Annotated in this window: 8 protein-coding genes and 2 tRNA genes; 5 read left to right on the forward strand and 5 right to left on the reverse strand. The window is 44.2% G+C overall.

The genetic code is table 11. The annotated features are described in order from the left end of the window. Positions 1–362: 362 nt before the first annotated feature. Together AB5217_RS22475 and AB5217_RS22480 are read left to right on the forward strand one after the other, a co-directional pair. A tRNA-Ser gene (locus tag AB5217_RS22475) sits at positions 363–449 on the forward strand. Between the two features lie 65 nt (positions 450–514). Next, positions 515–589: transfer RNA gene (locus AB5217_RS22480), tRNA-Glu, on the forward strand. 25 nt (positions 590–614) lie between these two features. On the opposite strand, the gene AB5217_RS22485 is transcribed toward AB5217_RS22480, so the two are convergent. Continuing rightward, the gene (locus AB5217_RS22485) at positions 615–1,436 is read right to left on the reverse strand and encodes a DUF3845 domain-containing protein (protein WP_032846171.1); all 822 of its coding nucleotides are present in this window, start codon (positions 1,434–1,436) and stop codon (positions 615–617) included. 15 nt (positions 1,437–1,451) lie between these two features. Between AB5217_RS22485 and AB5217_RS22490 the strand changes: the two genes are divergently transcribed. Further along, the gene (locus AB5217_RS22490; protein ID WP_004306385.1) at positions 1,452–2,036 is read left to right on the forward strand and encodes a Crp/Fnr family transcriptional regulator; all 585 of its coding nucleotides are present in this window, start codon (positions 1,452–1,454) and stop codon (positions 2,034–2,036) included. 2 nt (positions 2,037–2,038) lie between these two features. Here the strand turns inward: AB5217_RS22490 and AB5217_RS22495 are convergent, their stop codons facing one another. The 3 genes from AB5217_RS22495 to AB5217_RS22505 all read right to left on the reverse strand — a co-directional run bounded on the left by AB5217_RS22495 (position 2,039) and on the right by AB5217_RS22505 (position 6,702). Next, the gene (locus AB5217_RS22495) at positions 2,039–2,941 is read right to left on the reverse strand and encodes a helix-turn-helix domain-containing protein (RefSeq protein WP_032846169.1); all 903 of its coding nucleotides are present in this window, start codon (positions 2,939–2,941) and stop codon (positions 2,039–2,041) included. 93 nt (positions 2,942–3,034) lie between these two features. After that, the gene (locus AB5217_RS22500) at positions 3,035–4,777 is read right to left on the reverse strand and encodes a bifunctional metallophosphatase/5'-nucleotidase (protein ID WP_032846167.1); all 1,743 of its coding nucleotides are present in this window, start codon (positions 4,775–4,777) and stop codon (positions 3,035–3,037) included. Continuing rightward, positions 4,774–6,702 (reverse strand): sensor histidine kinase, encoded by a 1,929-nt coding sequence (locus AB5217_RS22505; RefSeq protein ID WP_149943808.1) that lies wholly within the window; start codon positions 6,700–6,702, stop codon positions 4,774–4,776. Before AB5217_RS22505 ends, AB5217_RS22500 begins: the two co-directional genes overlap by 4 nt. A gap of 118 nt (positions 6,703–6,820) precedes the next feature. On the opposite strand from AB5217_RS22505, the gene AB5217_RS22510 reads away from it, so the two are divergent. Next, a complete protein-coding gene (locus tag AB5217_RS22510) occupies positions 6,821–8,953 on the forward strand; it encodes a Tex family protein (protein WP_368112740.1) in 2,133 nt (710 codons plus the stop codon). Here the strand turns inward: AB5217_RS22510 and AB5217_RS22515 are convergent. After that, positions 8,925–9,821 carry a CPBP family intramembrane glutamic endopeptidase gene (locus AB5217_RS22515; protein WP_004297862.1) on the reverse strand — a complete coding sequence of 299 codons (897 nt, stop codon included), beginning with the start codon at positions 9,819–9,821 and terminating at the stop codon, positions 8,925–8,927. The genes AB5217_RS22510 and AB5217_RS22515 overlap by 29 nt on opposite strands. A 103-nt stretch (positions 9,822–9,924) precedes the next feature. On the opposite strand from AB5217_RS22515, the gene AB5217_RS22520 reads away from it, so the two are divergent. Continuing rightward, positions 9,925–10,974: a leucine-rich repeat domain-containing protein gene (locus AB5217_RS22520; RefSeq protein WP_032846173.1), complete on the forward strand. Its 1,050-nt coding sequence runs from the start codon at positions 9,925–9,927 to the stop codon at positions 10,972–10,974. The last annotated feature ends 417 nt before the right edge of the window (positions 10,975–11,391 follow it).

Here is an 11,391-nt window from a genome sequence, read left to right on the forward strand (position 1 = left end):
TACTGTGTTTTTCATAGTATTAGATTTAAGGTTAACAAAAGATTGGCTGTCTGGGATAGATAGCCTTTTTTTATGTCCTTTTCTCACGTCAAATATACCGTCACTATCCCATCCGGATGTTTACCCTATCCCATGAAGATACCGTCACTATAATAAGCGGATAGCGTCAATATGTTTCAAGTTCCCATTCCATCGATAAAAATTAAAAGCTTTCGAAAAAAAATTCTTCCGTTTAACATTTGAAACATAGCAGGTTATCTCATTTCACAAAAAACAGGTAAAAAAAATCTTGCTAAAAGATTTGCGTAGTCCAAAAGTTCCCCCTATATTTGCACCGCATTTGAGAGAGAATGCGGGTTCAAGGAAGTTTGGGTGAGTGGCTGAAACCACCAGTTTGCTAAACTGACGTACTCGTAAGGGTACCGGGGGTTCGAATCCCCCAGCTTCCGCAAAATCTCAAAATAAAAAGAGCTAAGTTTTATAGACTTGGCTCTTTTTAAATCTATCAAACTCCGGTGGGTTCGTCTAACGGTTAGGACACATGCCTCTCACGCATGTAATACGAGTTCGATTCTCGTACCCACTACCAAAGAAAAAGAGGAAATGCAGTTTAACTACATTTCCTCTTTTTCTTTATAGATCTCGAAATAAGATTCCTTATCAATCCTCAACCGGACTCTATCCTCCCTTTTCTGTCCTGCCAGATTCACAAACAGATTGAAATACAGTTGGCTGAAAGAAAGGTTGGAACGATCATAAGTAATATCAAATGTCCAGGTTCTACGAAAAGAATCGAACGTTGCATACGATTGCTCACCCCCTTTACACATAAACACTTCCGGGAAAGACGTAGGAGGATAAGGCTGGAATAAACCCGCTAATTGAGCATAAATATAGTCAATCATCCATTCGTCTCCTGTTAAAGTCAATTCTCCCTTTAAACGAAGTTTAATGGCATAACTGGCAGTCACGTCGGACGAAGTATAAACAGGAACCTGGCTTTCTGCCGGATAGTTGCCGTCTTTATATCCAAGACTCATCGTTAGTCTGGATAGACCGACACCATTAAAGCCACTCACCTCCTGATCTGCCAACCGGTTTTTCAGACTGACCATGAATGTCAGTTTACCAAGCGTCGGATCACCCGGATATTGCGCAAGCGTGTCCAGCACATAATCTTCGGTATTGTAACTACGGGTTATTAAATCACCCTTTCCAGCCTCCAAAGCCGGACCGCCTCTTTCCACATCTACGTTGCCAACCGGATAATAAATAGCATCATTATCCCTTACGCAACCACTCAAACAGAACAGCAACACTGCCAAGCCTATTATCTTATTCATTATCATCTTACCTCTTGATTTTGCGGACAAAGATACATCTTTTTTATACCACACTTGATTTATGTCAACCGTTTTTAGTATTTTTGCACACATCAAGACAGAAAAGACATGGATACATTATTAAGAGAGACTGTAAATGCTGTTGTAAATTCCCGCTTTCCGGAAATGAGTATAGAAGGAAGACGACAGATAGAAAGTATACTGATTCGTGAAGAATTTCCCAAAGGAGCAATAGCGCTGAATGAAGGAGAAGTAGCTCATGAAATCGTATTTGTCGGCAAAGGGATGCTTAGGCAGTACTATTACAAGAATGGGAAAGACGTGACCGAACATTTCTCATACGAAGGATGTATCGTGATGTGCATTGAGAGTTTTCTGAAACAAGTACCCACCCGGCTAATCGTGGAAACCCTCGAACCTTCCATTATCTACCTGTTCCCTCGCGACATGATACAAAAATTGGCAAAAGAGAACTGGGAAATCAATATGTTCTACCAAAAGATACTGGAATACTCCTTGATTGTGTCACAGATTAAAGCAGACTCCTGGCGCTTTGAATCCGCCCGCGAACGCTATAACCTCCTGCTCGAAACACATCCGGAAATTATCAAACGTGCACCTCTGGCACACATTGCCTCTTATCTTTTGATGACACCGGAAACACTAAGCCGTGTGCGCTCCGGTGTTCTATGATTTTAGCGGCTTTTCCGGTATTCTTTAGGAGACATACCAGTGTAATGCTTGAAATACTTTCCAAAGAACGACTGGTTGGCAAAATTCAGCCGATCGGCAATCTCTTGTATATTCATACTTGAAGAATTCAGAAGTGCTTTCGCTTCCAGAATCACCAGTTCGTCTATCCACTCCCCCACCGTTTTTCCGCTGACCTCTTTTACTACTCCCGAAAGATGCTTCGGCGTCAGACACAACTGGTCAGCATAGAATTTCACGCTCCGTTCAGACTGGTAAGACTCCACTAAAGACTCATAAAAACGTTCGAAAATATATTCTTTCCGGCTTTTATTTTTCATGGTAGTAGCATTGGCTGGCACATGATTGGTAAAGATATTACAAAGTTCAAAAAAGAACCCTTGCATCAAGCCCATTACCACTTCTTTACGATATAAAGCCTCCTTATTCTTCAACCGTTTTCTGATAAATGCATGATATTCCTTCACAGTCTCCTGCTCCTGCGGTGTAAGATTGAAACACGGGTAATCTTTCAGATAAAAGAATAAGGAAAGCACATTACTGATCTTAGGCAATGTCTCCAACAAGTTCTTCGACACAGCAAAGAATATCGCTTTAAAGTCGGAACTGAAACACCGCTGTTCGACAATCTGATTAGGCAGCGCGATCACCATTAATCCGGGGAACAGTTGGAACTCACGTAAACTAATATTAAAAGTACCAGTACCTTCCAGGCAAAGACCTACCGTCAACACCTCCAGTTTAGTCGGTCCATTATACAACGATATAACGCTCTCCGTATCGAAGAGCGCTATATCATTATCAACAACATCAATGTTGCCAGAATCTATATGTTTAGAATGAACTACCGAAGAAATACCTACTTTGGGAACATTTTGAATATACATACTCTCTCTTTTTTGCGACAAATATACCAGCATTTAATCAGATATACAAGCCGTTCAAGAGTATTATCAGACATAATGAACACTTTTAGTTACTTATTGAACAGACCGGAATAAATATACAGAATCACGTTGGGCAGCCGGCACTGTCCATTTCTCCGGAACAAACTTCCACTGATTCAGGGCTTTGGGGTTCATCGTACCTTTCTTTTCGATATAATTCATCAAATAGAAACGAAGATCTTTATCTGTAGAGAAAATTATGCGGTCCTTCAAATCCTCCTGCGGAATACCCGATCCTTTCGTCAACAGTTCTCCACCACCATTACCACGATAAGAATTTAAGGCCACTTTATATATCTTATCCATACGGAAAGGAGAACCGTCCGCCATGCTCGTAATCGTAATCTTTTCTCCCTTCGGTTTTGTCACGTCCACCGTATAAATAATGCCGGAAGCCGAGTCGAAATTAAAACTGAAGTTCTGGAAAGAAGCCCTGTCTTCCGCACCTTCCCGAGGTTTCTTCTTGAACCAGAGCAGATGATTTTCCGGTGACTTCATCTGGTTCGTCCACATATAATAAGACATCTCCAGAAAATCCTTAATCTCCTTTCCGGACAACGTCATCACATACAGCATATTCTCATACTTATACAAGTTGAACATATCACTGACAAACACATCCCCTTTCTTTATCTCCGCATCAAACGAAAGCGGAGCGGCAAAAGAGATGTCAGCTCCGGTTATATCGAGCTGTAAAGTATGTATCAAATCAATAAAAGCAGAAGGACCGAAGAAAGCAGGATGAGTAGAGATACTCTCGGTAAAAGTGCCGATCTTCTTGGATACAAACTTCTGCACCGTCTCATATTGCGGAGCAAAACGCTTCATGAAATCCTCGCTGATTCCGTAAGCTTCCGTTTCTGTCAACTCCCCTTTGACGTCCTTGCTCTGCACCTTTCCATCTTTCAGTTTCAAGGTCACATCGACATTAGACAATACAATTCCATTGCTGGCCGGATCGATAATCAACACCGAATCTCCGGCTACATTCATCACCTTCTTACATTCGCGGGCATGATCGTGCCCCATTAACACGATATCGAATCCCGGCACATTCTTCGCTACGTTAAGAGAAGCATTCTCATTGTATTTGCCCGACATTTTGAAAGCCTCCTGTCCGGCATGAAACAACCCGATCACCAAATCCGGATTCTCTTTTTCACGGATAATCCTCATCCATTTGCGTGCCGTCTCTTCCATATCGTCGAAACGCAAGCCTTTCCACAGATTTTCAGAAAGCCATGCAGGGATGGCAGGAGTAATCATACCCAATACCACAATCTTCACGCCATCACGTTCCAACACCTTATAAGGAGCCAGATGGGGTTTTCCCGTAGACGTATCAATGATGTTGGCACCCAACACAGGGAAGTCACAAGTGGCTATCCAACGGTCGAACACAGCACGTCCCGTTTCCACATCATGGTTCCCCATATTACCGGCATCATATTTCATGAAATTCATCATTTCCGAACAAAGATGAGGAGACACCGTATCTATATAATTATAGTAATAGGCAGTAGGCTGTCCCTGCAAAATATCACCATTATCCAGCAATATCAGATTCTCTTTATACTGTTCACGCTCTTTCTGCACGAAAGAATAAATACGTGCCAGACTACCCTTCCACTCGTGGCGGGTTATAAAATTGTAAGGATAATAATTACCATGTACGTCACTCGTTTCCACAATCTTCAGCTTCACCACCTTTTCCTGCGCCGCAACAGACAGTACGAGACAGAAAAGCAAGCCATAAATAAATCCTATTCGTTTCATTCTTTTTCTATATTTAGCGGATGCGAAAATACGAACCGTGCCCCACCGGTATAGTCAGGATCGATCCATATACTTCCTCTCCATTTATGCACAATCAATTTACAGATAGACAATCCCAATCCGGTTCCCTGGGCGTACTCATTCAGCTTTTCAAAACGCTCGAACACAAGTCCCTGTTTTTCTTTCGGGATACCGCATCCGGTATCCGTTACCGAGAAAATAGCCATTTGCTTTTCCTCATTCACAGAAAAGTCCAAGGTAATCTTCCCGCGTTTCGTAAATTTGTCGGCGTTGGACAGCAGATTAATGATTACCTGTTGCATACGCTGCACATCCGTCACCATCCGGAAAGTTTCAAAAGAAGTGGAAAACAAGAACTGATTGTCCGACGACTGCCGTGAAAAACTAACAGAGGCAACCACCTGACTACACAACTGCACCACATCACATTCCTCCCACGTCAAAGTCACCCGGTTCGCCTCCAGACGTGAAAGATCGAGAATATCATTAATCAGACGAAGCAACAAATCCGAATTGGTTTTGATAATCTTATAATAAGACTGCTGTTCATCCTCCGTGCTACCGCCCATTGCCAGTACATCCGAAAAGCCGACAATCGAGTTCAACGGCGTCCGTATCTCATGACTCATATTGGCAAGGAAAGCACTCTTCAGACGATTAGACTCTTCCGCCCTGTCTTTCGCTACACGCAAATCCTTCTCCGATTTCAGAAGTTCGTCTTTCAAACGTTTCGTACGGAAATAATAGAAAAGAGAGATACATAAGCCAAGTACCAGAATCACGAACAAAGCACAAGCAGACCATATCTGATAAGTATATTGCTGATAGAACGAAACCGGTTGGTTGACAAGCTGCACTTTAAAAGGCAACACGCTGGGGTGCAGCCCCCACTCTTTCACCTTCCGGCTATCCAATACCGCTTTAGAGCCAATGATCGAAAGATGCTTCCCCGTATCCTCCGGGTGCTGATCCATCCGTATGGACTCCATAGCCATTTCTCCTCCCACTTTCCGATAATCGGGCAGCACTCCTCCTATCGCCCAATATCCAAGGCTCACCGATGAAGGAGTAAAAGCCGGGATGGTAGGAGTAGCCTCCATCATGGCATACGTCGCATTCCGCATGAAATACCCCTCGTTCATATCCACACGCCACGTTCCCACCAGAATAACCGTATTTTCGGGCAGCTGTCTCAATTCCTCAACGATGGTATAAATAGAATGTCTCCGGCCGTCCATCAAAATCAAATCCAGATCGGGGAACTTCTTCATTTCTTTTCGTACCAACGCTTGCATAGTCACTCCGCCATAAGTGTTGTCCGAGATAAAGGCAATGTGTTTTGTTTTCGGATAGAAAGCTTGAATCATGGAGATATTACCTTCTATATTATATTGATTGATAAATCCCGATTCCAGTTCGGGAATATCCAGATGATCTTCAAAGATATCGACAGATTCGGGCATCCAGCAATCAAGGTTTTCCACCGTATCTTTTGGCAATATCACCACATTACTACTGGCCAGACTGCACATCACCGGCACTTTCACCTGCATTTCATCCCTCTGCGACAAATAGGCAGCCCACGCTTCCTGTCCTAATAAAATAATTTGTGCCGGATGCTTTTCTCCCTGATATTTAGCCAGAATCTGCGCCATCATCGCGCTCCATAACGGAGCCTCCGAGCAACTTTTACAGTTCATGTTTTCGATGACAATGTCGCGCTGTCCTCCCAACTTACTATATTCATCCATATAATCGGAAATAGTGACCGAAGTTTGGTGTGCTGCCGGATTATAAGAGCAAATAATCAGAATAGGTTTCTTATCTTTAGAGACAGCCAATACTTCCGTTGACTGCAGAAGCCAAAGGAAACAGATAAAAAGATATCCAAGACGTCCCAGCATAATTATGCAGTTTTGATGTGTTAATTCATTAATTGAGTTGCAAATATAGTAAAACTTGTCGGGTTTAGCAGATTTATATGTATTTTTGTCGCTCATTTACTCTCAAAAAATACAAATTATGGAATTATTTCACAAGATGATTTCCGGTTTTCTGGGTATACCGGAAAGACAAATAAGTAGTACGCTCCATCTTTTGGGTGAAGGTGCTACGATTCCCTTCATCAGTCGTTACCGTAAAGAAGCCACCGGCGGACTGGATGAAGTGCAGATAGAGCAAATAAAAGAGCAACACGATAAGTTGTGCGACATAGCCAAACGGAAAGAAACGATTCTCGGCACCATCAACGAGCAGGGAAAACTGACTGCCGAACTGGAGAAACGTATCAACGACACCTGGAATCCGACGGAACTGGAAGACATTTATCTTCCTTATAAACCCAAGCGGAAGACACGTGCTGAAGTAGCCCGCCAGAAAGGGTTGGAACCGCTTGCCACCATCCTGATGTTGCAAAGGGAAAACAATCTTAGTACCAAGGCTGCCTCCTTCGTGAAAGGAGACGTGAAAGATGTGGAAGATGCCCTGAAAGACGCCCGTGACATCATTGCAGAGCAAGTGAACGAGGACGAACGTGCCCGCAACGCGGTACGTAATCAGTTCAGCCGCCAGGCAGAGATTAGTGCCAAAGTAGTGAAAGGAAAAGAGGAAGAAGCGGCAAAATACCGGGATTATTTCGATTTCTCCGAAGCACTGAAACGTTGCACGTCCCACCGCCTGTTGGCCATCCGCCGGGCAGAGTCGGAAGGTCTGCTAAAAGTATCCATCAATCCCGACGACGAGGCATGTATCGAACGCCTGGAACGTCAGTTCGTACGTGGCAACAACGAGTGTAGCCAGCAGGTGGACGAAGCCACAGTCGATGCCTACAAGCGTCTGCTCAAGCCCTCCATCGAAACAGAATTTGCCGCTCAATCCAAAGAAAAAGCCGACGAGGAAGCCATCCGGGTATTCACCGAGAACCTCCGTCAACTTCTTCTCGCCCCTCCATTGGGACAAAAACGGGTGCTCGCCATCGACCCCGGATTCCGTACGGGATGTAAAGTTGTCTGCCTCGATGCACAAGGCAATCTGTTGCATAATGAGAATATCTATCCGCATCCTCCCGTGAACAAAACAGGAGAAGCTGCTTCCAAACTCCGCAAGATGATTGAGGCCTATCAGATAGAAGCCATTTCCATCGGCAACGGAACGGCAAGCCGTGAGACAGAAGATTTCATCAACAGCCAAAGCTTCGACCGTCAGATACCCGTGTTTGTAGTCAGTGAGCAGGGAGCTTCCATTTATTCGGCTTCGAAGATTGCCCGCGACGAGTTTCCCGATTATGACGTAACGGTGCGGGGAGCAGTCTCCATCGGCCGCCGCCTGATGGACCCGTTGGCAGAATTGGTGAAGATAGATCCTAAATCCATCGGTGTAGGTCAATACCAGCACGATGTAGACCAGACAAAACTGAAAAAAGCGCTCGATCAGACAGTAGAGAATTGCGTGAACCTGGTCGGTGTAAACCTGAATACGGCAAGCAGCCATCTATTGACTTATATCTCCGGACTGGGACCGCAACTGGCTCAAAACATCGTCAACTACCGGGCGGAAAACGGAGCTTTCGGTTCACGGAAAGAGTTGATGAAAGTTCCTCGCATGGGTGCCAAGGCTTTCGAACAGTGTGCCGGATTCCTCCGCATCCCCGGAGCCAAGAATCCGCTGGACAACACCGCCGTGCATCCGGAAAGCTACCACATCGTAGAGCAAATGGCCAAAGACCTGAAATGTACCATCGACGAACTGATAGCCGACAAGGAACTCCGCCGGAAGATTAACATCTCCGCCTACATCACCCCTACCGTCGGTCTGCCCACCTTACAGGACATTCTGCAGGAACTCGACAAGCCGGGACGTGACCCGCGTAAGGCTATCAAAGTCTTCGAATTCGACAAGAACGTGCGCACCATAGCCGATTTGCGCGAAGGAATGATTCTTCCGGGCATCGTAGGCAACATCACCAATTTCGGGGCGTTTGTCGATATAGGTATTAAGGAGAACGGACTGGTGCACCTCTCGCAATTAGCGGAACGGTTCATTTCCGATCCGACGGAAGTGGTATCCATCCATCAACACGTCATGGTCAGAGTGATGAATGTAGATTATGACCGGAAACGGATTCAGCTTAGTATGATCGGGGTACAGCAAGACTGATTGCTTCCCTTTTTTCTCCCCACCACACGATCAGAATCGTAAAAACAATCATAAGTACTGTGCAAATGAGCGAGCCTTCAAAACCGAAGGCTCCGCCATTCAGTACGTTTTCTTCGGGCATACGCAAAGTCAGCATGCTCGTCGTGAAATTATTTCCGCTCACCTGATAACCTAGAATCGGACCTTGAATCCAATTCCAGAAAAGATGAAGAGAGATAGGGAAACACAGATTCCGGGTATAAAGATAGGAAGCACCCAGCAACATACCGGCAAGTAAGAGATTAAGCATCGGTAGGAAAGCTATTTCTGGATTAAAGATATGCATAAACGCGAATAATGCCGACGAGATGAAGAGCGCCAGGAATTTATTCATATTAGTATGAAGCAGACGTCCGAGGATATAGCCGCGCATCAGAATCTCTTCAAACAACGCCACTAACAGGAAAAACACCCACGACCCCAATAAATCCAACGGCTTAAACTGAAAACCGGTGACTTCTATTTCTCCCAAAACAACAGAGATTCCGAAACCCAGCAAATAGAGCAAGATTGCCATCAGAAGTCCATACCACAGTCCACTGGCATGTCCTTTTAAAGAAAGTCCCAAATCAGAAAACGGACGACGTTCGAGACGAAGCAAGATTACGGCAGCAGTAAGAACAGCCAAAAGCATACTGGCCTCCACGAAAATATACCCTACTACTCCCGGATGACGAGCCTCCACTCCAAGAACCAACGACAAGCCTCCGCTAACCAGTGTCCCATACAATCCAATAAATATGAAAAGTACCACAATAAACAGCGAGATACATGCCCACACAGGAAGTCTTTTGGGTTCTTTCTTCCCATCTATGTTGTCTGCCTCCATTTTTACAATTTGTTAATCCGGCTACAAAATTAGATATAAAACATAAAAAAACATCATGTATTCTCTATTTTTCCTATATTTGTCAGAACAAATCTACAAAATTATGAAAATTAAACTACTATTGATAAGTTTCTTACTGGCCGCTAATGCATTAGGAGCCGCCGCCCAAGTGAGTAAGACGTATTATGTGAGTAAGCCCGGTACGCTGATTTCCATGATGACTGAAGAGGAAGCCAACAGTGTCACCCACCTCACACTGACCGGAAAACTGAATGCAGAGGACTTCCGGCATCTCCGTGACGAATTTGCCAATCTGAAAGTATTGGATATTTCGAACGCAGAAATCAAGATGTACAGCGGAAAAGCCGGTACTTATCCCAATGGAAAATTCTACATTTATATGCCGAACTTCATCCCTGCCTATGCTTTCTCGAATGTGGTAGGCGGAGTGACCAAAGGTAAAGCCACTCTGGAGAAAGTGATTCTTTCGGAGAAAACGAAGAATATAGAGGATGCCGCCTTCAAAGGTTGTGAGAATCTGAAAATCTGTCAGATCCGGAAGAAGACAGCTCCCAACCTGTTGCCGGAAGCATTGGCAGACAGCGTTACCGCCATCTTCGTCCCTCTGGGAAGCAGCGACTCTTACCGCTACAAGGACAGATGGCAGAATTTTGCTTTTATCGAAGGCGAACCGGTAGAGACTACCCTGCAAGTGGGGGCAATGGGTAAACTGGAAGAAGAGATCCTGAAAGCCGGACTGCAACCCAGAGACATCAACTTCCTGACCGTTGAAGGGAAACTGGATAACGCTGACTTCAAACTTATCCGTGATTATATGCCGAATCTCGTATCGGTTGATATTTCCAAGACGAATGCAACGGCTATCCCCGACTTCACTTTCTCGCAAAAGAAGTATCTGCTGAATATGAAATTACCTCATAACCTGAAATCAATCGGACAGCGTGTATTTAGTAATTGCGGTCGCTTGTGCGGCACGCTGGAATTACCGGCCAGTGTAACGGCTATTGAGTTCGGTGCTTTTATGGGATGCGATAATCTCCGCTATGTGTTGGCTACCGGAAATAAGATTACGACGCTAGGTGATAATTTGTTCGGGGAGGGAGTTCCGAGCAAGTTGGTTTATAAGAAATAAAAGAATTGAGGGCTGTCTAAAACTTCAACTTACTAAGAACAGCCCTTTTCTTATTTAAAAGAAACATGCTTTTGGCCAATTTTAAGCAGAATGAATATATTCATGATTATTTCACATATAGATTGTTTCCTCTTCCTAAAGCATAGCTTTTGCCCACCTAAAGCTAAGCTTTCCGTTCTCTAAAGCTATACTTTTTACTTATACTAAAAGAAGTTTCACACTTCTCCTACAAAAAACTCATTTCTCTATTCTCCTTCACCTTTCTTCTGAACTCCTGATAAATAAGCTCTCTACGGGTGAAGGTAGAGTTTTTCATCATTACATTCATCGTATTGCATATGTAAGCGTCTCCGCGATTCTATCTTGTCGCCCTTTTTTCATTCTTATATTTTTGCTATGTATAAAAATGAAGCATTA

The organism is Bacteroides sp. MSSM.1001136sp1_RTP21357st2_D2_RTP21359_211015, assembly GCF_040913205.1.
Classification (GTDB): Bacteria; Bacteroidota; Bacteroidia; order Bacteroidales; family Bacteroidaceae; genus Bacteroides; species Bacteroides ovatus.